Origin of the sequence: Nonomuraea sp. NPDC049695 (genome assembly GCF_040674955.1) — a bacterium.
Taxonomy (GTDB): Bacteria; Actinomycetota; Actinomycetes; order Streptosporangiales; family Streptosporangiaceae; genus Nonomuraea; species Nonomuraea helvata.
The window spans coordinates 1-19,951 of record NZ_JBFANV010000090.1; the positions used below are offsets into that span (position 1 = coordinate 1).

19 protein-coding genes are annotated in these 19,951 nt (G+C 71.4%); 9 read left to right on the forward strand and 10 right to left on the reverse strand.

The features are described 5' to 3' along the window. Window positions 1-479: hypothetical protein (locus tag AB0J64_RS45920; RefSeq protein ID WP_364042283.1), on the forward strand; the 479-nt coding region annotated here is incomplete at its 5' end. Window positions 480-672: 193 nt separating this feature from the next. Here the strand turns inward: AB0J64_RS45920 and eda are convergent. From eda to zwf, 4 genes are all read right to left on the reverse strand, one after another. Beyond that, the gene (gene eda, locus AB0J64_RS45925; RefSeq protein ID WP_344984704.1) at window positions 673-1,284 is read right to left on the reverse strand and encodes a bifunctional 4-hydroxy-2-oxoglutarate aldolase/2-dehydro-3-deoxy-phosphogluconate aldolase; all 612 of its coding nucleotides are present in this window, start codon (window positions 1,282-1,284) and stop codon (window positions 673-675) included. Between the two features lie 141 nt (window positions 1,285-1,425). Further along, window positions 1,426-2,391, reverse strand: coding sequence for a glucokinase (gene glk, locus AB0J64_RS45930; RefSeq protein ID WP_364042286.1), 966 nt, complete (start codon window positions 2,389-2,391; stop codon window positions 1,426-1,428). A gap of 109 nt (window positions 2,392-2,500) precedes the next feature. Then, window positions 2,501-4,444, reverse strand: coding sequence for a phosphogluconate dehydratase (gene edd, locus AB0J64_RS45935; RefSeq protein ID WP_364042288.1), 1,944 nt, complete (start codon window positions 4,442-4,444; stop codon window positions 2,501-2,503). A 67-nt stretch (window positions 4,445-4,511) separates the two neighbouring features. Continuing rightward, window positions 4,512-5,987 carry a glucose-6-phosphate dehydrogenase gene (gene zwf / locus AB0J64_RS45940; protein ID WP_364042290.1) on the reverse strand — a complete coding sequence of 492 codons (1,476 nt, stop codon included), beginning with the start codon at window positions 5,985-5,987 and terminating at the stop codon, window positions 4,512-4,514. A gap of 141 nt (window positions 5,988-6,128) precedes the next feature. Here zwf and AB0J64_RS45945 point away from each other — a divergent pair, with 141 nt between their 5' ends. After that, window positions 6,129-7,358, forward strand: coding sequence for an ROK family transcriptional regulator (locus AB0J64_RS45945; RefSeq protein WP_364042292.1), 1,230 nt, complete (start codon window positions 6,129-6,131; stop codon window positions 7,356-7,358). A gap of 35 nt (window positions 7,359-7,393) precedes the next feature. Here AB0J64_RS45945 and AB0J64_RS45950 read toward each other — a convergent pair whose 3' ends face one another. Beyond that, window positions 7,394-8,968, reverse strand: a complete 1,575-nt coding sequence (locus AB0J64_RS45950) for an ATP-binding cassette domain-containing protein (RefSeq protein WP_364042294.1) — start codon at window positions 8,966-8,968, stop codon at window positions 7,394-7,396. 78 nt (window positions 8,969-9,046) lie between these two features. Here AB0J64_RS45950 and AB0J64_RS45955 point away from each other — a divergent pair, with 78 nt between their 5' ends. Next, window positions 9,047-9,715, forward strand: coding sequence for a TetR/AcrR family transcriptional regulator C-terminal domain-containing protein (locus AB0J64_RS45955; RefSeq protein WP_364042296.1), 669 nt, complete (start codon window positions 9,047-9,049; stop codon window positions 9,713-9,715). An 11-nt stretch (window positions 9,716-9,726) separates the two neighbouring features. On the opposite strand, the gene AB0J64_RS45960 is transcribed toward AB0J64_RS45955, so the two are convergent. Together AB0J64_RS45960 and AB0J64_RS45965 are read right to left on the reverse strand one after the other, a co-directional pair. Next, window positions 9,727-10,302 carry a hypothetical protein gene (locus AB0J64_RS45960; protein WP_364042298.1) on the reverse strand — a complete coding sequence of 192 codons (576 nt, stop codon included), beginning with the start codon at window positions 10,300-10,302 and terminating at the stop codon, window positions 9,727-9,729. 69 nt (window positions 10,303-10,371) lie between these two features. Continuing rightward, entirely contained in the window at window positions 10,372-11,073 is a 702-nt protein-coding gene (locus AB0J64_RS45965) for a DUF2470 domain-containing protein (RefSeq protein WP_364042300.1), read from the reverse strand. A gap of 68 nt (window positions 11,074-11,141) precedes the next feature. On the opposite strand from AB0J64_RS45965, the gene rpsD reads away from it, so the two are divergent. Both rpsD and AB0J64_RS45975 read left to right on the forward strand, forming a co-directional pair. After that, window positions 11,142-11,756, forward strand: a complete 615-nt coding sequence (gene rpsD / locus AB0J64_RS45970) for a 30S ribosomal protein S4 (RefSeq protein ID WP_364042356.1) — start codon at window positions 11,142-11,144, stop codon at window positions 11,754-11,756. A gap of 2 nt (window positions 11,757-11,758) precedes the next feature. After that, window positions 11,759-12,967, forward strand: a complete 1,209-nt coding sequence (locus tag AB0J64_RS45975; RefSeq protein ID WP_364042302.1) for a low temperature requirement protein A — start codon at window positions 11,759-11,761, stop codon at window positions 12,965-12,967. Window positions 12,968-12,990: 23 nt separating this feature from the next. Here AB0J64_RS45975 and AB0J64_RS45980 read toward each other — a convergent pair whose 3' ends face one another. Continuing rightward, window positions 12,991-13,782 carry an ion transporter gene (locus AB0J64_RS45980; protein ID WP_364042304.1) on the reverse strand — a complete coding sequence of 264 codons (792 nt, stop codon included), beginning with the start codon at window positions 13,780-13,782 and terminating at the stop codon, window positions 12,991-12,993. 120 nt (window positions 13,783-13,902) lie between these two features. Between AB0J64_RS45980 and AB0J64_RS45985 the strand changes: the two genes are divergently transcribed. Next, complete coding sequence (locus AB0J64_RS45985) at window positions 13,903-14,208, forward strand: DUF4190 domain-containing protein (RefSeq protein ID WP_364042306.1); 306 nt, start codon at window positions 13,903-13,905, stop codon at window positions 14,206-14,208. Here the strand turns inward: AB0J64_RS45985 and AB0J64_RS45990 are convergent. Then, window positions 14,128-14,829: a TetR/AcrR family transcriptional regulator gene (locus tag AB0J64_RS45990; RefSeq protein ID WP_364042308.1), complete on the reverse strand. Its 702-nt coding sequence runs from the start codon at window positions 14,827-14,829 to the stop codon at window positions 14,128-14,130. The genes AB0J64_RS45985 and AB0J64_RS45990 overlap by 81 nt on opposite strands. Before the next feature lie 66 nt (window positions 14,830-14,895). On the opposite strand from AB0J64_RS45990, the gene AB0J64_RS45995 reads away from it, so the two are divergent. Together AB0J64_RS45995 and AB0J64_RS46000 are read left to right on the forward strand one after the other, a co-directional pair. Further along, entirely contained in the window at window positions 14,896-15,636 is a 741-nt protein-coding gene (locus AB0J64_RS45995) for an ATP-binding cassette domain-containing protein (protein ID WP_364042310.1), read from the forward strand. After that, complete coding sequence (locus AB0J64_RS46000) at window positions 15,636-16,361, forward strand: ABC transporter permease (RefSeq protein WP_364042312.1); 726 nt, start codon at window positions 15,636-15,638, stop codon at window positions 16,359-16,361. Before AB0J64_RS45995 ends, AB0J64_RS46000 begins: the two co-directional genes overlap by 1 nt. 6 nt (window positions 16,362-16,367) lie before the next feature. Here the strand turns inward: AB0J64_RS46000 and AB0J64_RS46005 are convergent, their stop codons facing one another. Beyond that, window positions 16,368-17,726: a S8 family serine peptidase gene (locus tag AB0J64_RS46005; protein WP_364042314.1), complete on the reverse strand. Its 1,359-nt coding sequence runs from the start codon at window positions 17,724-17,726 to the stop codon at window positions 16,368-16,370. Window positions 17,727-17,910: 184 nt separating this feature from the next. On the opposite strand from AB0J64_RS46005, the gene AB0J64_RS46010 reads away from it, so the two are divergent. Beyond that, entirely contained in the window at window positions 17,911-19,947 is a 2,037-nt protein-coding gene (locus AB0J64_RS46010) for a spermidine synthase (RefSeq protein WP_364042316.1), read from the forward strand. Window positions 19,948-19,951 lie beyond the last annotated feature (4 nt).

Consider the following 19,951-nt stretch of genomic DNA (forward strand, 5'->3'; position numbering starts at 1 on the left):
ACCAGAAGGTCGTGGGCTCCGCCCGTCAGCGGAACAACCTCAGGCTGCTCCTCGACGCGCTGATGCCGTCCGCGAGGCTTCAGCAGGTCCTGAGCCGGTACGCCGAGGCGGCCGCCACCTACCGCGAGGCCGGCGACGTCGCGGCCACGCTGGCCGACCCGCACGCCGTGGCCACGTGCCGCGCGTCCGAGGCGCTGTCCCTGCACCGGACCGGTGACCTCCAGCGGGCACTCGCCGTCCTCGCGCAGGCGCAGGCCGCGACCGGCGCGCTGCCCGGCCGGCCGCCGAACCGCCTCGCCAGGACCTGCGCCATCGTGTTCCGCAGCGCCGCTCACGTGCTGTCCGCCGCAGGCCGGCTCCAGGAGGCGACAGATCATGCCGCACGCGCCGCGGCGGCCTTCCGGCAGGTGGGGGACGCAACCGAGGCGGCCGAGATGGACCTGCTGTACGCCCGTACCCGCACCCTCAACCAACTCTGACGCACCTGCCGGCCCCGATCAGACCGCCTCCACCGGCTGAGCCCGGCTTCGATCCGGGCCAGGGGCGCGCCGAGGCAGTGGTGGATCCCGTGCCCGAACGCGAGATGGGCCCCTGCTCCCCGGGGGCATTGCGGTCCAGCAGGGCCGCAGCGGGCGGCCGTGCTGGAGGCGTGCTGGAGGCGTGCGGGGCGGGCTAGCGGAGGGCCGCGGCCTCCGAGGCCAGCTTCTCGATGCGGCCCCAGTCGCCGGCCGCCAGCGCGTCGGCCGGGGTCAGCCAGGTGCCGCCGACACAGCCCACGTTCGGCAGCGCGAGATAGTCGGGCGCGGTGTTCACCCGGATGCCGCCCGTCGGGCAGAACCGCACATCGGGCAGCGGACCGCCCAGCGCCTTGAGGTACGGAACGCCCCCGGCGGCCTCGGCGGGGAAGAACTTCAGCTCCTTGATCCCCCGCTCGACCAGCGCCATCACCTCGGACACGGTCGCCGCCCCCGGCAGGTACGGGACGCCGCTCGAATCCATCGCCTCGACCAGCGACAGGGTCGTGCCGGGCGACACCAGGAATTTGGCCCCCGCGGCGACAGAAGCGGAAATGTCCTCCGAACTGCGGATGGTCCCCGCTCCCACCGTCGCCTCGGGCACCTCGGCGGCGATCCGGGCGATGGCCTCACGCGCGACCGGGGTACGCAGGGTCACCTCGATGACCGGCAACCCGCCGGCGACCAGCGCCCTGGCCAGCGGTACGGCGCTCTCGACGTCCTCGATCACCACAACGGGAATCACTGGGGCGAGATCGAGCAAGCTCATGAGTTCTTCTCCTCGTCGGCCCGTTCCGGCCGTCTAGTCACGTACAAGTCCCCACACCACCCCGTGGCCGCAACAGTGGCCCTGCCCAAAGGCGGACGGCCCAACCGGGTCGCCCGCCGACGGGACATGCCGAGGGGAGGGTCAGCCCACCAGCTCCGTGCGGGCACGCTGGGCCAGCCAGGCCGCGGCGCCCGTCAGGGCCGGCTGAGGGGCGACGATCAGTGCGGTGCCGATGGCCGCCAGGTAGTCGGCCATGTCGGGATTGGCGATGAACCTGGTGCGGAAGCTGCTGGTGCGCACCCGTTCCACGATACGGGGCAGCACCCCGCCGCCCAGGTACACCCCGCCCCTCGCCCCGAGGGTCAGGGCCACGTTCCCGGCGAAGCTGCCCAGCATCCCGCAGAACACCTCGACCGTCTCCGCGCACAGCGAGTCGTCCAGGCGGGCCACGATGTCCGAGGCGGTCAGCTCCGGCGCGGGGACGCCGTTCACCTGGGCGAGCGCCCGGTGCAGCCGGACCAGCCCCGGCCCGGACAGCACGTGCTCGGCCACCACGTGCGGCAGCCCCTGGGACTGCAGCGCCTGGACGATCTCCAGCTCCCGCCGGTCCACCACCGGCACCGTGACGTGCCCGCCCTCGCCCGGGATCGGCGTCCAGCCGTGCTCCGCCGGCACCAGGCCGCCCACGCCGAGCCCGGTCCCCGGCCCCAGCACGGCCTTGACCCCGTGGCCCGGCTCGGGGCCGCCCAGGGAGACCAGGTCGCCGCCCTCCAGGTGGGGCAGCGACACGGCCAGCGCCTCGAAGTCGTTGAGCAGCACCGCGTACGGCACGCCGAGGTCCCGTACGGAACCCGCCCACGTGGAGTTCGTGAGCCGGTAGCGGTCGCCGTCGATCGGCCCGGCCACGGCCAGGCACACCGCCCCCGGCCGCACTCCGCCCGCGTGTTCCGCGAGATAGGCGGCCACGGCTTCGGGGAGGGTCTCGTAGTCGGCCCCGGCCAGGACCGCGACGTTCGACGGCCGCGCTCCCGGCGAGGTGACCAGGGCGAACCTGGCGTTGGTCCCGCCGATGTCGGCGACCAGCCACGGAAGGTCAAAGGCACTCACCGCATACCTCCGGCATCCAGGGCGGCGACATGATCGCACGCCGTACCCCGAAGGATGCCACGAGCGCGCACGCGCCCCCAGGCGGGGTGGTGAGCCCCGTGATGATCGATCACCGCGCCAGTCCGGCGTGCTGGGCGCCCGCCGGGGCGCCGCTCTCCAGGTGGGAGGCGCCGGCCTCGGCGGGGAAGCCGAGTCCCGGGCCGTGGTCGGGCGACTCGGCGCCGCTCAGGCCGAAGATCCCGGCGCCCTGCTCGGCGTGCCCCGCCATCCGGCGGAACGCCGCGAACAGCTCGCGGCCCGTGCCCACCCACTGCGCGTCGCTCAGCGGACGGCCCTCGGGCGTGCGCCGGGCCAGCTCCTCGGCGGGCACCAGCAGTTCCAGCGTCCCGGCGGCCGAGTCGAGCCTGATCACGTCGCCGTCGCGAACGAGCGCGATCGGCCCGCCGTCGGCGGCCTCGGGCGACAGGTGGATGGCCGCGGGCACCTTGCCGGACGCGCCGGACATGCGCCCGTCCGTGACGATCGCCACCCGCTGTCCCCTGTCGAGCAGCACGGCCAGCGGCGGCGTGAGCTTGTGCAGCTCGGGCATGCCGTTCGCGCTCGGCCCCTGGTAGCGGATGACCGCCACGAAGTCCTGCCCGTCCAGCTCGCCCGCCTCGAACGCCCTCAGCAGGTCCAGCTGGTCGTCGAACACCTTGGCCGGCGCCTCGATCACCAGGTGCTCCGGCTTGACCGCGGACACCTTGGAGACGGCCCGGCCCAGGTTGCCGGAGAGCATGTGGATGCCGCCGTCCGGCGAGAACGGCGCCGCGACCGGTCGCAGCACGTCCAGGTCGGAGCTGCCGCCCGTGACCGGCGACCACACCAGCTCGCCGTCCACCAGCTCGGGGGCCTCGCGGTAGCGGTCGAGGCCGCGCCCGGCCACGGTCATGACGTCCGCGTGCAGCAGGCCCTCGTCGAGCAGGTCGCCGATGAGTACCTGCATGCCGCCGGCGTCGCGGAAGTGGTTCACGTCCGCCTGGCCGTTCGGGTAGATCTTGGTGAGCGACGGCACGGCTCCCGACAGGCGGGCGAAGTCATCCCAGGTCAGTACGATCCCCGCGGCGGCGGCCATGGCCACCAGGTGGATCGTGTGGTTCGTGGACCCGCCGGTGGCCAGCAGGGCGACGCAGGCGTTCACGATGGCCTTCTCGTCGACCAGCTCGCCGATCGGCGTGTACTCAGAGCCGTGCGCGGTGATCTCCACCGCCCGGCGCCCGGCCGCCTGGGTGAGCGCGTGGCGCAACTCGGTGTGCGGGTTGACGAACGTCGAGCCCGGCAGGTGCAGGCCCATGACCTCCATCAGCGCCTGGTTGGAGTTCGCGGTGCCGTAGAAGGTGCAGGTGCCGGGGGAGTGGTACGACTTGGCCTCGGCGTCGAGCAGCTCCACGCGCCCCACCTTGCCCTCGGCGAAGAGCTGGCGGGTGCGTGCCTTGACCTTGTTCGGCAGCCCGGAGGTCATCGGCCCGGCCGGCACGAAGATCGCCGGCAGGTGCCCGAAGTGCAGCGCCCCGATGAACAGGCCGGGCACGATCTTGTCGCACACGCCCAGCAGCAGCGACGCGTCGAACATGTCGTGCGACAGCGCGATCGCGGCCGCCATGGCGATCACGTCACGGCTGTAGAGGGACAGCTCCATGCCGGGCCGCCCCTGGGTGATGCCGTCGCACATCGCGGGCACGCCGCCCGCCACCTGCGCCACGCCGCCCGCCTTGCGCACGGCCGCCTTCAGCTCCGGCGGGTACGTCTCATACGGCTGGTGCGCCGACAGCATGTCGTTGTAGCTGGTCACGATCGCCACGCCCGGCTTGGCCGTGCCCATCAGAGCGGGCTTGTCCTCGGCGTCCGCGCTCGCGAAGCCGTGCGCCAGGTTCGCGCACCCGAGGTGGGCGCGGGCCGGTCCCTTGGCCCTGGCGGCCTCGCCGTCGCGGCGGATGCGCTCCAGGTAGGCGGCCCGGCTGGCGGCGCTCCGCTCGACGATCCGGTCAGTGACGTCCTGAATGATGCTGTTCATGGCCCCTCCTTCGTCGGGTCCATGAACCCGAGGTTGCTGCGTCTATTGGTTCGCTCGCTGCGCTCGCTCACGCTTCCTCCTCGTGCCAGGCGCGACCGCTGCGGCCGAGCAGTTCGTGGGCTCCGGCGGGGCCGGTGGTTCCGGCGGGGTACGGCTCCGGCAGGTCGGCGGAGGCCTCCCAGGCCGACAGGATCGGGTCGATCCAGCGCCAGGCCGCCTCCACCTCGTCACGCCGCATGAACAGCGTCGGGTTGCCGGCCAGCACGTCCGTCAGCAGCCGCTCGTACGCCTCGGGCACCCGCGCCGTGAACGTCTTGCCGAAGTTCAGCGACAGCGGCACCGGCTTCAGCGTCACCTCGCCCGCGCCCGGCTCCTTGGCCATGATGTGCAGCTCGATGCCCTCCTCCGGCTGGAGCCGCAGCACCAGGCGGTTCGGGCTGCCGCCGGGGAAGATGGAGTGCGGCACGTCCTTGAACTGCACCACGATCTCCGACCTCCGGTACGGCATGCGCTTGCCGGTCCGCAGGTAGAACGGCACGCCGGCCCACCGCCAGTTCTTGATCTCGGCTCGGATCGCGGTGAACGTCTCCACCCGCTGCGACGCCTCGGTGGGCGGCGTGGAGGCGGGCTCGTCCAGGTAGCCCGGCATCCCGTCCGCCTCGGTGTACTGGCCGCGCACGGTGAACCGCGCCACCTCCGTGCCGGTGATCGGCCGCAGGGCCTGCAGCACCTTGACCTTCTCGTCGCGGATGGCCTCGCGGTCGTTGCGGGCCGGCGGCTCCATCGCGGTCAGCGTGAGGAGCTGGAGCAGGTGGTTCTGCACCATGTCGCGCAGCGCGCCCGCGTGGTCGTAGTAGCCGCGCCTGCCGGGCGTGCCCACGGTCTCCGCGGCGGTGATCTGGACGTGGTCGATCCACAGGGAGTTCCAGATCGGCTCGAGGAAGGCGTTGGCGAAGCGCAGGACCAGCAGGTTCTGGACGGTCTCCTTGCCCAGGTAGTGGTCGATGCGGAAGATCTGGCGCTCGTCGAAGATCGCGCCGACCTCGTCGTTGATCCGCTGCGCGCTCGGCAGGTCATGGCCGAGCGGCTTCTCCAGCACCACGCGCGAGCGCGGCGTCACCAGCCCGGCCTCCTCCAGCTCGCGGCAGAAGGGGCCGAACGTCCTGGGCGGGCTGGCCAGGTAGAAGATCCGGTCGCGCTGCTCGTACCCGGCCAGGAGCCTGGTCAGCGCGCCCCACCCGGACTTGTCGGCACCGCCGACGTCGACCGACACGTGGTGCAGACGGCCGAGGAAGCGCTGCCACAGGTCGGGATCGTCCATCGGCACCTGGTCGCGTACCTCGGCGTCCACCTTGCCGCGGAAGTCGGCGTCGGTCAGCCCGCCCCTGGACATGGCGATGACGCGGGTCTCCGGGGAGAGCCGGCCTTCCCTGTCGCTGTGGTACAGCGCCGGGAGCAGCTTGCGCATGGACAGGTCGCCCGTCCCGCCGAAGACGACGAGGTCGGCGGTGTGGGCGGGGCTGGCGGTCGGTACGGGGGACACGGTACGAGCTCCGATGATCTACCAAGCAGGGACAGAACGGACACTAACGAGAGTTAGGGTCGCACACAAGCGGAGTTTTGGCATTTGAGATAAAAAAGTCCGGACTTTTCATGACCTAACCCTGTGTGATTCACTTGGCGGATGCCTCGACGTACCGCCGCGACCCTCGCCAGCAGTGGTGAGGTGCTCCGCCTCATCCGCACCGGTGAGGCCGTGACGCGGGCCGACATCGGCCGGGTGACCGGGCTGTCGCGCCCCGCGGTGCAACTGCGCGTCGGTGAGCTGCTGGAACGCGGCCTGGTCCTGGAGCGCGACGACGCACCTTCCACGGGCGGGCGGCCGCCGGTCCGGTTGGAGTTCAACGCCGCGGGCGGCGTGGTGCTGGTGGCGGCGCTCGGCGCCACCCGCACCAGGGTGGCCCTCTGCGACCTGGCCGGGCAGGAGCTGGACGGGCGCGAGTTCGCGATGGACGTGGAGGAAGGCCCCGACGTCGTGCTGCCGCTGCTCATGGACACCTGGGACGAGCTGCTCGGCGACCGGCCGCGCTCGATGATCAGGGGTGTCGGGATGGGCGTGCCGGCCACGGTCGAGTTCGCGCACGGCCGTGCCGAGAGCGCCCGCGTGATGGCGTCGTGGACCGGCGTGGTGATCCCGCCGATCATCCGCGCGCGCTTCCCCGTCCCCGTGCTCGTGGACAATGACGTGAACGTGCTGGCCATCGGCGAGCACCGCGGCGCCTACCCCGACCTGGACGACCTGATGTTCGTCAAGATCTCGACCCGGATCGGCGCCGGGGTCATCTCCGGCGGCGGCATCCTGCGCGGCGCGCTCGGCGCCGCGGGCGAGATCGGGCACATCCCGGTGCTGGACGGCGGCGACGTGCTGTGCCGCTGCGGCAACACCGGCTGCGTCGACTCCGTCGCCAGCGGCACCGCCCTGCTGCGCGAGCTGCGCACGAAGGGCAAGGACGTCAAGACGATCGCGGACGTGACCGCGCTGGTGCGGGCGGGCGACGCCGAGACCATGGCGACCGTGCGCAGGGCCGGCCGCAGGATCGGCGAGGTGCTGGCGATGGCCGTGAACATCCTCAACCCGTCGGTGGTCGTGCTGGGCGGCGACGTGGCCGAAACGTTCGGCCCGCTGGTGTCGAGCATCCGCGAGGTCGTCTACCGCCGCTCCACGGCCCTGGCCACCCGGCGGCTGCGCATCGAACCGAGCCGGCTCGGCGCGGGAGCCGGCATCAGCGGCTGCGCGGTCATGGTGCTCGACCACGTGCTCTCGCCGGAGGCCGTGGACGAGACCATGCCCCTCTCGGCCCTGTCCCGCCCCAGCCGCTCCTCTTCTCCACCCCTCACGGCCGCGCCGTTGTAGCCGGACTCGCGCCGTTGTGACCGGACTCCGGACGGTCAGATGTCCCAGCGGGGAGTGTCGCTCTCACGGACGAGGCCGTCGGCGCCGAAGATCAGACAGCGGTCGAGGTCGGCGGCGAACCAGCGGTCGTGCGTGACCGCCAGCACCGTCCCCTCGTACCCGGCGAGCCCCTGCTGGAGCGCCTCCGCGCTGGCCAGATCCAGGTTGTCCGTCGGCTCGTCGAGCAGCAGCAGCGTCGCACCCGACAGCTCCAGCAGCAGGATCTGGAGCCTGGCCTGCTGCCCGCCCGACAGCGTCTCGAACGGCTGCGCGCCCGCCGGCGCCAGCTCGTAACGGGCCAGTGCCGCCATCGCCTCGTTGCGGGTCAGCGCGTGCTCCCGCATCACCACGTCGGCGGCGGCGCGCCCCGCCAGGTCCGGCCGCAGATGGGTCTGCGCGAAATGCCCCGGTGACACCCGGGCGCCCAGCCGGGCCACGCCCGTGTGCGCGATCGGCTCGCCGGCCAGCAGCCGCAGGAAGTGGGACTTGCCGGTGCCGTTCATGCCCAGCACGCCGACGCGCTCGCCGTACCAGATCTCGGTGGAGAACGGCCGCAGCAGCCCGCTCAGCTCGAGGTCCTCGCACATCACCGCGCGCTTCCCGGTGCGTCCGCCGCGCAGCCGCATCCGGACGTTCTGCTCCTTGGGAGCGCGCTGCGGCGGCCCTGCCCGCTCGAAGCGCTCCAGCCGCGTGACCGCCGACTGGTACGCCCCCGCCAGGGCGTCGTTGCCGGCCGAGCGCCGGCGCAGCGTGTGGACCAGCCTGCGCAGCCTGGCCCGCTCGTCCTCCCACCGCCGGCGCCGCTCTTCGAGGCGCTCCCTACGCTGCCTGCGGGCCTCGGCGTACGTCGCGAAGCCGCCGCCGTGCACCCAGACCCCGCGCCCCTCCACGGTGATGAGGCGGTCCGCGGCCTCGGCGAGCAACTGCCGGTCGTGCGAGACGAGCAGCACCGTCTTGGAGGAGCTCCTGATCGCCCGCTCCAGCCACTGCTTGGCCCGCACATCCAGGTAGTTGTCGGGCTCGTCGAGGAGCAGCACCTCGTCGGGGCCGCGCAGCAGCGCCTCCAGCATGAGCCGCTTCTGCTCCCCGCCCGACAGCGTGCCCAGCCCTCTCGCCTTGACCTGCTCGTACGGCAGCCCCAGCGCCTCCGTCGCGCATACGTCCCACACCACCTCGAGCTCGTAGCCGCCCGCGTCGGCGTAGTCGGCGATGGCCTGGGCGTAGGCGAGCTGGGTGGGCTCGTCGTCCTGCCGTGAGATCGCGGACTCGGCGGCCTCCAGCGCGGCGGCCGCCGCGCGGACGCGCTCCGGGGCGACGTTCAGCAGCAGGTCGCGCACGGTGCCCTCGCCGAGGAACTGCCGCATCACCCCGATCCCGCCGCTGCTCGCGATGCGGCCGTCCGCCGGGACCAGCTCGCCCGCGATCAGTCGCAGCAGGGTGGTCTTGCCCGCGCCGTTGGGCCCGACGAGCGCCGCCTTGGCGCCGTCGCCCACCTTGAACGACGTCTCCAGCAGCAGCGGCCGGCCGTCGGGCAGCAGGTACGTCAGCCCGCTCACCTCGATGTGCCCCATGACGGCCACCTCCCTCCAGACCAGCGTTCTACTTACTAGACCATCGATCCGGTTACTCGCACAACGTATTATCGCCGGATGGACACCGTGTGGTCGCGTCCGCCAAGGGCGCCCAGGCAGACGCTGACGCTCGACCGGATCGTGGCCGAGGCGGTGGCGCTGCTCGATGAGGAAGGCGTCGGCCGCCTGACCATGCGCCGCCTGGCGGAGCGGCTCGAGACCGGCTCGACCACGCTCTACTGGCACGTCAAGAGCAAGGACGACGTCCTCGATCTGGCCCTGGACGCCGTGTTCGGGGAGGTGCGCCTGCCGGCGCGACCGGCGGACGGCTCCGGCTGGCAGGCCCCGGTGCGCGAGCTCATCGGCGGCTGGCGCGCGGCCTTGCTGCGGCACCCGTGGTCGGCCACCATCCTCGACCGCCCCCTCATGGGGCCGAACGCGCTGGAGCGCACCGAGTTCCTCTACGCGACCTTGGCCGCCGCCGGCTTCGCCGCTCCCAAGCCCGCCGCCTACAGCCTGTCCAACTACGTCATGGGCTCGGTCGTCATGCAGGTGACCTGGCAGGAGCGTGACCGGGAGGACACCGGGGAGTTTCTCAGGGAGCGCGCCGGCCGCTATCCGGCCCTCGCCGAGCACGGCCTCGACCATGCCTGGGACGCCACGTTCGACGAGGGGCTGGGCTACCTGCTGGAGGGCATGGAACACTCCCGGCAACGCCGGAGCGGCAGCCCAGGTGTGCAGGGGTAAAGCCGGACTTCTTACGGCCTTCTGGGTTTTCTGGGCTTGCGCGTCTTGCTGGGAGGCGTGTGCACCGGTGCGGTGGCGTCGGTGAGAGGCGGCAGGACCGACAGGAGAGTCTCCGCGGCCGTCGGCGCGGAGGGCCGCACCGGCGCGGGCGTGGGGGAAGCGGCGGGCTCTCCGGGCCGCACGAGGTTGGGCCGAGTAGAGACGGCCGAGGGCCCGGTAGAGGGCAGGGACGGCGTGGTGGTGCGGCGGGCCGACCGGCCGGGCCGCGAAGAAGGCGGCAGAGCGGAGGCCGGTCGGGACGAAGGCGGAGACGCGGAGGCCGGAGCCGAGGAGGGGGCGGGGGAAGCGGGGCGGCGCAGCTCGGCGAGACGGGACTCGACGGCGGCGGAGGCGCTGGGGGCGCCGGGCCAGTGGATCGCGTCCAGTTGCTTCGTGGCCACGTCCCCGCTCACCAGGATCCCCGCCGTGGCCAGCATCACCGTGCCGAGCAGGACGCCCGCGACCATCAGGGCCCGCTCCCGCCGCCCGCCCTCGTTCGCTAAGTCGGCGCGTTCGACGGGATCTGATGATCGTTCGGGTCCGCTCACCCCTCAAATGCTAGAGAGGCCGCGACAGTGCCAAGGGCGGTCCTGACAAATCACAGAAAATTGTGATCTTCAACAGGTGCAGAGCAGGCCCCTCAGTGCTGTCTCCAAGCACAGGCCGGAACGCGCGGGAGTGGGCCAGGGGAAGCGCACCAGCGACTCGTCCACCCGTACGGTCGCCCCGAACCGGTCCAGCTCCCACAGCCACACCTCGCCGGTCCGCTCCCCGAGCTGCCTGGACACACCGGCGCTCAGCTGCGCCCGGTGCGAGGCGTTGACGTGCGCGAGCACCCGCTCGGCCGTCTCGGTCAGCGGGTCGGGCGCCGCGTCCAGGTAGTCGTCGGCGTCCAGCAGGCCGGACTCCTGCCCCGTCAGGTAGACGACCTGGCCCACGTCCAGCCGGAGCAGCCGCGGCGCGCCGCGCTCCCCGAACCGTTCGAGCGCCTCGAACAGGCTCTCGTCGGCACAGTGAGCGGCCACCGCGACCGCCGCCGCGCGCGTCTCGGCCTCCGGTACGGCCTCCGCCCACCCCTGCACCTCGATCAGCCCGCGCGGATGCGTGACGGAGCCCAGCAGGCGCATCGCGGTCAGGTTCGCCGCCACGACGGCGTCCTCGCGCAGGCCGTGCAGCGGCTCCCCGGGCAGCACCAGCAGCACGGGCCGGCCGCGCTCGTCCACGCCTCCGCGGGCGGGCGCGGGGGCGCCGTCGACGGACAGCGTGGCGACGCTCGCGGTCGCGGCGAGAGTGCGGACCCGCTCGGGGATCGGCAGCATGGGCCCTCCATTCCAATGATAGGTTAGCCTCACCTAAGTAAGGATTACCTAATCACATCGAGGTGAACGTGCGCTACACCGGCCCCAAGGTGCGACTGTCGCGTCGCGCGGGCGTCCCGCTGACCAGGAAAGCCGTCCGCTACTTCGAGCAGCGCCCCTACCCGCCGGGGGAGCACGGCCGCAAGACCAACCGCCGCAGCACCGGCGACTACGGGCTGCGGCTGATGGAGAAGCAGAAGCTGCGCTGGTACTACGACGTGTCGGAGCGGCAGCTGCGCCGCTACTGGGACCTCGCCGTCCGCAGGTCGGGCGCGTCGGGCGCCGAGCTCGTCACGCTGCTGGAGAGCCGGCTGGCCTCGCTCGTGCTGCGTGCCGGGTTCGCGCCGTCGATCTACGCGGCCAGGCAGTACATCAACCACGGGCACATCGCCGTGGACGGCCGCAAGGTGGACATCCCCAGCTACCTGGTCAAGCCCGGACAGGTGATCACGGTCCGGGAGCGGTCCCGCAGGATGCAGCCGTTCGTGGCGGCCGCGGAAGGCGTGCACGCCGACGAGCGCATCGCGCCCTACCTCGCCGTGGACCACGCTGACCTGCGTTTCACGCTGACGCACCGGCCCGAACGCGAGCAGATCACGGTCCCCGTGGACGAACAGCTCGTCGTGGAGTTCTATTCTCGTTAGCCGTGACTGAAGCGGTAGAGCGCCATGCAAGCTGGTTAGAGCTCTTCTTCGACCTGGTTGTCGTCGTCGCGGTGGCGCAACTCGCCCACCGGCTCGCGCATCCGACGTGGGCGGACGTGGGGCTGTTCGTGGTGCTCTACTACGCCGTGTGGAGCGTGTGGACGACCTTGACGCTCTACTCGAACGCGGAGGCCGAGCGCACCCGCACGCGCGGCATGCTGATCGGCATGTTCGGCATCGCGGTGATGGCCGCCGCCGCGCCCTACGTCGCCCACGAGATCCCCACGACGCACGACACGCACGACGGCTGGTTCATCGCCGCGTACATCACCTGCCGGGTCGGCGCCTCGCAGACCCTGCAGCGCTCCGGCATGGTCATGACGGCCTGGCCCGCGGCGCAGCTCGGCGCGGGCCTCATCCCGTGGTTCGTCTCCACCGGGGTCCAGGGGCCGGCGCGGTACTGGCTGTGGGGCCTCGGCGTCGTCCTCGACATGATCTTCTCCGTGCTGCAGAGCCGCAAGCCGGAGCGCCTGGTCAGCGAGATGCAGCGGCAGGGCAGGCGGCTGGAGGAGCGTGAGCAGCGCCGGGCGCGGCTCAGCGGACGGATGCCGCGCCCGATCGGAGCGGTCAGGGCCGCCGTGCTCGACCCCGCTCACCTGGGGGAGCGGCTCGGCCTCTTCGTGATCATCGTGATCGGCGAGGCGGTCATGCAGGTCGTGATGGCCGCCTCCGACCAGTCCTGGGGCTGGGAGCTCGGACTGGCGGCGGTCGCGGGATTCGGGCTGGTCGTCTCGCTGTGGTGGCTGACCCTGCAGTACGGCGTGAGCGCGGTGCCGGGCGCGGCCGAGCGGGGGCTGAGGGCGTACATCGCGCTGCCCGCGCACTTCGCGATGACCGTGGGCATCACCGCGACGGCGGCCGGGCTCGGCGCGGTCGCCGCCCATCCGGCCGAGCACCTGCACGGCGGCGTCGGCTGGGTGCTGGGCGCCGGCCTGGCGGTCTACTTCGCCGCCTCCACCGTGCTCGGCGTGGCCACGGGCGCCGAGCGGCGGTGGATCTGGGGATGGGCGCTGCCCTCGGTCGTCGCGCCGCTGGCGGTGGCCGCGGTGTCCGGCCTGATCGCGGGCTGGGCGGTGGTCGCGCTGGTGCTGGCCGTCACCCTGTGGCGGGTGACCTACCGGCCACGCGTCGGCGCGATGCAGCCGGCGTAGCGCCAGGCGGCATCTGAAGGGGCTCAGTCCATGATGTCCTGCTTGCGGAGTGCCGCGACCTCCTTGCGGAGCTCGGCCAGCTCGTCCAGGATCCGCTGGGTCTGCGCGGTGGCGGTGTCCTCCAGCACCGCGCGCTCCTCGGCGCTCTCCTCGTCCATGGCGCTGACCACGACGGCCATGAAGAGGTTCAGGATCACGAACGTGCAGACCAGGATGAAGATGGTGAAGAAGATCCAGGCCGACGGATGCCGGGTCATCACCTCCCTGGCGATGTTGCCCCAGTCGTCGCCCGTCATCGTCTGGTAGAGGGTGAACAGCGAGGTCGGCAGGCTGCCGAAGCGATGGGGCGCGGTGTCCCCGTAGAGCTTGGTGGCCATGACGGCGGCCACGTACAGCACCAGGCCGAGCAGCACCACGATCGAGCTCATGCCCGGCATCGCGCGCAGCAGCGCCGACACCACGCGGCGCAGGCTCGGCACGACCGACAGCAGCCGCAGGGCACGCAGGATGCGCAGCGAGCGCAGCACCGACAGGCCGCCCGAGTGGGGGAGAAGGGCGATGCCGACGATCAACGTGTCGAAGATGTTCCACGGGTCGCGCACGAAGCGCGAGCGCTCGACATAGATCTTGGCCAGCAGCTCGGCGGCGAAGATGTACAGCGCGACGTGGTCGATCGCGGTGAGCAGGTGGCCGTAGACGGCCACGACGGCCGGGAAGGTCTCCAGGCCGAGTGTGGCGGCGTTGAGCAGGATGACGCCGACGATGAAGCGCTGGAAGACCGGATGAGCGAGGAAGGCGGCAGTGCGTTCACGCACGGGGACAGGCTCCTAAGGGGTCCGAACAGGTGCTCCACCATGATGTCGCAACGTGATCAAGAGGGAGGCTGTGGTATAAAAACGCACCTGGATCACGATCGGAGAGGGGGCGGAGCAACCATGTCCTATCCCAACTACGGCCCCTCCTATGGGCCGCCGCCGCAGAGCCACCCGCAGGGCACCACCATCCTCGTGCTGGGCATCCTGAGCCTGGTGGTCTGCACGTTCATCGGTCCTTTCGCCTGGTCCCTGGGCACCAGGGCGCTGCGCGAGATCGACGAGAGCGGCTACTACTACGAGAACCGCGGCATGGTCCAGGCCGGGCGCATCTGCGGCATCATCAGCTCAGTCCTGATGATCCTCACCCTCGGCTTCGTCATCTTCGCCTTCGTGATCGTGGCGCTGACCGGGGGTTTCTCCGGCTAGCAGGTCGCCGATGCCCGACTCCAGCAGGTCGAACGCCTTTTCCGCCTGAGCCCTGAGGTCGGGTCCGATGCTCTCCCACTGCTCGCCCGCCAGCTGCCTGCGCACCGAAGAGTGGGTGAGGATCCTCGTCGTATTGAGGATGTGGGTGGCGACCAGGCGGGGCGTGAGATCGTCGGCGTCGGCCTCGAGCTCGTCGGCCAGCGCCCGCGTCAGCGCGTCCTCCCGCTTCTCGTGCATCTCGCGCAGCTTGGCCACCAGCGAGGGCGCTTCGCCGACGATCCGGGCGAACACATCGGACCCCTCGCTGAGCCCGTAGCGCCAGTGGCGCGTGTCGAGCGCGTCGAAGAAGTCGCGGCGGAACGCCGCCACCACGCTCTCCCCGGGCTTGCGCTCGCGCAGCACCTGCGGCGCCAGGTCGATCGCCACGTCCTGCCGGTCGGCGAACAGGTCCTCCTTGGTGCCGAAGTAGTTGAACACCGTGTTGACCGACACGTCGGCGGCCCGCGCGATCTCGGCCACGGTCACGTTGTCGAACCCCTTGATCATGAACAGCCCCATCGCCATGTCCGCGATGCGCTGCCTGGTCTCGCGCTTCTTCCGCTCCCGCAGCCCCTCTTCCATGCCCACATCGTACCAAGCTTGCAGTTACTCCAAAATTGTGGCTACTCTAATATTGGAGGCGATGAAATGATCAGGACATCAGGTCTGAGTAAGACCTTCGACGGCGGCGTGGAAGCCGTCAAAGGCGTCGACATCTCGGTCGGGCCCGGCGAGATCGTCGGCTTCCTCGGCCCGAACGGCGCCGGCAAGACCACGACCATGCGCATGCTGACCACGCTGCTGCGCCCCACCTCGGGCAGCGCCACGGTGGCCGGCCATGACCTGCTCGGCGACGCGAAGGAGGTGCGCAGGCGCATCGGCTACGTCTCCCAGGGCGGCGGGGTGTCGCCCCTGACGCCGCTGAAGGGCGAGCTCGAGCTCCAGGCCATGCTGTACGGGCTGAGCCGCCGGGAGGCGGAGGCCAGGACGCGTGAGGCGCTGGAGCGGCTCGGGCTCACCGGGCTGGAGCAGAAGCCGGGCGCCGCGCTCTCAGGCGGTCAGCGCCGCCGCTTCGACATCGCGTTCGCCCTGCTGCACCACCCCGTCCTGCTCTTCCTCGACGAGCCCACGACCGGGCTCGACCCGCAGAGCCGGGCCAACCTGTGGGACCACATCCGCTCGCTGCGGGAGGAGAAGGGCATGACGGTCTTCCTCACCACCCACTATCTGGACGAGGCCGACGCCCTCTGCGACCGGATACTGATCATCGACCACGGCCTGATCGTGGCCGAGGGCGCCCCGGCCGAGCTCAAGACCGGCGGGCGCACGCTCGACGACGTGTTCCTCGACATCACCGGCCGCTCGCTGCGCGAAGAGGCAGGTGTGTGATGCTGCGCGACACCTGGGTGCTGTTCCGTCACGGTGTGCGCGTCACGCTGTCGCAGAAGGTCGGCATCATCTTCGGCGCGATCCAGCCGCTGCTCTTCCTGGTGCTGTTCGGGCCGATCTTCACCACGTTCGGCACGTGGGAGACGCTGGTCCCCGGGCTGATCATCCAGCTGGGGCTGATGAGCATGGGCCTGGCCGGCTTCGGGGTGGTGTTCGAGAAGCGCTCCGGCGTGCTGGAGCGGATGCGGGTCACCCCCGCCAGCCGCCTGGCGCTGCTGCTCGGGCGCGTGCTCAACAACACGCTCACGCTGGTGATCCAGCTGGTGCTGCTCCTCGCCGCCGCCTTCGCCTTCGGCCTGCGCGCTCCCGCCCCCGGGCTGGCCGCCGGGATCGTGCTGGTGGTCGTGCTGGGGGTCAGCCTGGCCGCCCTGTCGTACGCCGTCGCGCTGACGATCAACGAGCAGCTGTTCGCGCCCGTGATGTCCACGGCGGTGATCCCGCTGGTCCTGCTGTCCGGGTCGTTCCTGCCGATGTCGATGGCGCCGGGCTGGCTCGACGCCATCTCGCACATCAGCCCGTTCAGGTACGTGCTGGAGGCACTGCGCGACCTGTTCAGCGGCCGCTACCTGACGGGCACCGTGGGCCTCGGCGTGGCGGTGACCGTGGTGTTCGCCGCGGTCAGTCTCACGGTCGGGACCCGGGTGTTCAACCGGCAGAACGCCTGACAGGCGTCAGGCCGCGCTCTTGAGCCGCCGCTGGAGCGCGGCCAGGATCCCGGCCGGGTCCACGTTGCCGTAGCCGTAGTCGTAGTCGAAGCCCACCTCGCTGCGGTCCTCCGCGGTGCGCCGCAGCAGCGCCCGCAGCTGGGCGGGCGACAGCCTGGTGGCCGGCCACCGGGTGCGTACGGCGGCGACGAGCCCGGCGGCGACCGGGGTCGCCGCGGAGGTGCCCGAGTCCGGCGTGCCCTCGCCGAACGCCTTGGACCCGGAGAAGTGCGTGTAGGCGCAGACATCGGGCTTGCGGGCGGTCAACCGGCCGGGGCCCTGCGAGGAGTAGCCCACCCGCTCGCCGTTGACGTCGACGGCCCCGATCGACAGGACCTTCGGGTGGGAGTTGGCGCCCGCGATGGGCCGGCTGGGGAAGGCACAGCGGCCGTCGGGGCACTGCAGCCCGCAGTTGCCCGCTGCGAAGAGCACGTCCGCCCCCGCCGCGTCCAGCTCGGCCACCATCAGGTTGAACGGGTGGGCGGCATTGTCGGAGTAGTTGCCGGGATGTCCGACCGGGAAGTCCCATTCGGGGGAGAACGAGCCCCAGGAGTTGCTCACCACCAGCGCCTTGGTGGCGGCCGGCTGGGCGGCGAGCACGTCACGCAGGTGCGCGAGCGCCGACACCGCGTCCGACAGCAGCCCGTCCATCGCCGTGCCGCCCGGCCGGGTGGACAGCAGCACCGGGATGTCGATCAGCGACGCCTGCGGGGCGGCGATGAGCGTGTCGAACGCGCACATCGTCCCGTGGTCGACCTCGAACTCGCCCGGCGTGCCCGACACGCCCTGCGGGCTCCATGACCGCGCGGCGTCCAGCGTGACGCTCCTGCCGAGCTGCCTGGCCGCGTGGGCCGCGTTGATCCCGGTGTCGAGGACGGCCAGCGCCACGCCGGTGCCGTCGAGCCCTTCGGCGTGCAGCGCCGGCACGTTCAGCAGCCGCTCCACGTCGTGCCAGTCGCCGACCGGCGGGTCGCCCCCGCACGTCTGGGTGGTCTCGATCACCGGATCGGCGAAGACGCCGACCACGTCGGGCCTGAGCACGGGCAGCATCGCGATCCTGGAGGCCGGCTCGTCGTCCGAGATCGTGCCGCGTACCAGCACCGAGGCGTCCTCGGCGGCCAGTGAGAAGGCGAGCGGCTGGTTGAGCGAGAGCGGATCGCCGCCCGCCGCGGGGACGGGCCGCGCGACGGCCACGGGAACGAAGGCGGGGTCGAGCTCGACCCCCGGCAGGCCGTCGGCCACGTCGGCCGTGGTCGCGGTCCGGCCGGGGTCGGCGACGGCCGCGACCAGATCGGGGGAGGGGCGGAGCTGGATCAGAACCCGCATGTGTCACCACCGGAGGATGAGGAGGGAAACGAACTCCCCAACTTTCATCCATTCCATGGTTGGGCGTCCAGCGAGTTTCAGGGCTTTGACCTGCGTAAATGCCTTAATTAGTGCGAAGTGGACGACATTTCTCGCCGGCCGCCGGACTTCCTAGTTTTCTCTCTCTTCACTACGGTGAGGCAGCATGACGCTCCAGGCGCAGAAGCCGGTCGGGGACGGGGAAAGAGCTCATTGGCTGGCGGTGCGGCCGAGGCTCGTCCTCGCCAGCGCCTTCATGCTCTTCCTCGAGCTGGCACTCATCCGGTGGACCGGGTCGAACATCGTCCATCTCAGCTATTTCACGAATTTCGTGCTGCTCGGCTCATTTCTCGGCATCGGGCTAGGGTTCCTGCGCGTGGGGCGGTCGCGGCGGCAGCCGTACTACTCGCCCGTCGTGCTCGCCCTGCTGGTCGCCGTCGTCCTGACCTTCCCCGTGACGGTCGACAGGAACACCGAGGGCGTCCTCTACTGGACGAGCCTGTCCACCACCGGCCCGCCCGCCTGGCTGATCCTGCCGGTGATCTTCTGCGCCGCCGCGCTGGTGCTCATGGGGCCCGCCGAGCTCGTCGGACGCTGCTTCCCCGAGCTGCCGCGCCTGGAGGCGTACCGCTACGACCTGATCGGCAGCCTCAGCGGGATCGCGGCGTTCACGGCGCTGTCGTTCCTGAGCGCGCCACCCGTGTTCTGGGGGCTGATCGCGGCCATCTGCTACGGTCTGCTGCTCGTGCCCCGGCCGCGCTCGCTCTACGTCGGGCTGGTCACCGTGCCCTCGCTGGCCGTGGTGGGGCTGCTGCTGGCCGAGACGCTCACGGCCGGGGCGATCTGGTCGCCGTACTACAAGGTCACGACCAGGCAGCTCACGCAGCTCGGCGTGCTCGTCACCGACATCGCGGTCAACGGCATCCCGCACCAGCAGGCCGTGCCCGCCGCCGCCCGCCTGCAGTGGGAGGCCCAGTACGGGCTGCCGTACGAGCGGAACATGAAACAGCCCAAGGACGTGCTCATCGTCGGCGCGGGCAGCGGCACCGACGTGGCCATCGCGCTGTCCAAGGGCGCGAACCGGGTGGACGCCGTGGAGATCGACCCCAAGCTGCGCGAGCTCGGCGGCTCGGTCCACCCTGACCGGCCGTACGACGACCCGCGCGTCACCACCCACATCACCGACGGGCGCGCCTTCCTGGAGCGCACGGACGACAAGTACGACCTGATCCTCTTCGCCCTGCCCGACTCGCTCACCCTCGTCTCCGGAGCCTCCTCGCTGCGCCTGGAGAGCTACCTGTTCACCGAGGAGGCCATGCGGGCCGCCCGCGCCCACCTCAAGCCGGGTGGCACGTTCTCGATGTACAACTACTACCGCGAGAGCTGGCTCGTCGACCGCCTCGCGTCCACCATGCAGCGCGCCTTCGGCCACAAGCCGTGCGTGGACGTCGTCAGCACGGCCGGCCAGCAGGCCGTGATCACGGCCGGCCTGACCGCCTCCGACCAGCGCTGCGCGGCCGAGTGGCCGGGCGCCGCCGCCGGCACCCCGCAGCCCGCCAACGACGACCGGCCGTTCCTCTACCTCAAGGACGCCACGATCCCGCCGATCTACATCATCACGCTCGGCCTGATCCTCCTCGTCAGCCTCTTCGCCGTCCGCGTGGTGGCGGGGCCCTATGAGCGGATGCGCCCGTACTCGGACCTGTTCCTGCTGGGCGTGGCGTTCATGCTGCTGGAGACGAAGAGCGTGACCGGGTTCGCGCTGCTGTTCGGCACCACGTGGGTGGTGAACGCGATCGTCTTCGCCGGCGTCCTGGTCGCGGTCCTCGCCGCCGTCGAGGTCACCCGCCGCTTCCGCGTCCCGCCCCTGCCGGTCATGTACGGCGTGCTCCTCGCGGGCCTGCTGCTGGCCTGGCTGGTGCCGAACGCGTGGCTCCTGTCGCTCCCGCTGCCGCTGCGGGCCGTGGCGGCCGTGGTCGTGGCGTTCCTGCCGATCTTCGCGGCGAACGTCGTCTTCGCCAAGCGCTTCGCCGACACGGCCGACGCGACCACGTCCTTCGGCGCGAACCTGCTGGGCGCCATGGTGGGCGGCTGCCTCGAGTACGCGGCGCTGGTGATCGGCTACAAGGGCCTGCTCATCGTGGCCGCGGTCCTCTACATCGGCGCCATGGCGCTGCTGCCGAGGAAGTCCGCCCCGGTGTGACCCC

Bases quoted from the DNA above. Each gene is read 5' to 3' on its own strand.
- AB0J64_RS46005 (WP_364042314.1), bottom strand. From the start codon at position 17,726: ATGCGGGTTCTGATCCAGCTCCGCCCCTCCCCCGATCTGGTCGCGGCC.
- AB0J64_RS45995 (WP_364042310.1), top strand. From the start codon at position 14,896: ATGATCAGGACATCAGGTCTGAGTAAGACCTTCGACGGCGGCGTGGAA.
- AB0J64_RS45955 (WP_364042296.1), top strand. From the start codon at position 9,047: ATGGACACCGTGTGGTCGCGTCCGCCAAGGGCGCCCAGGCAGACGCTG.
- AB0J64_RS45965 (WP_364042300.1), bottom strand. From the start codon at position 11,073: ATGCTGCCGATCCCCGAGCGGGTCCGCACTCTCGCCGCGACCGCGAGC.
- AB0J64_RS45990 (WP_364042308.1), bottom strand. From the start codon at position 14,829: ATGGAAGAGGGGCTGCGGGAGCGGAAGAAGCGCGAGACCAGGCAGCGC.
- edd (WP_364042288.1), bottom strand. From the start codon at position 4,444: ATGAACAGCATCATTCAGGACGTCACTGACCGGATCGTCGAGCGGAGC.
- AB0J64_RS46000 (WP_364042312.1), top strand. From the start codon at position 15,636: ATGCTGCGCGACACCTGGGTGCTGTTCCGTCACGGTGTGCGCGTCACG.
- AB0J64_RS45945 (WP_364042292.1), top strand. From the start codon at position 6,129: ATGCCTCGACGTACCGCCGCGACCCTCGCCAGCAGTGGTGAGGTGCTC.
- AB0J64_RS46010 (WP_364042316.1), top strand. From the start codon at position 17,911: ATGACGCTCCAGGCGCAGAAGCCGGTCGGGGACGGGGAAAGAGCTCAT.
- AB0J64_RS45950 (WP_364042294.1), bottom strand. From the start codon at position 8,968: ATGGGGCACATCGAGGTGAGCGGGCTGACGTACCTGCTGCCCGACGGC.
- AB0J64_RS45985 (WP_364042306.1), top strand. From the start codon at position 13,903: ATGTCCTATCCCAACTACGGCCCCTCCTATGGGCCGCCGCCGCAGAGC.
- eda (WP_344984704.1), bottom strand. From the start codon at position 1,284: ATGAGCTTGCTCGATCTCGCCCCAGTGATTCCCGTTGTGGTGATCGAG.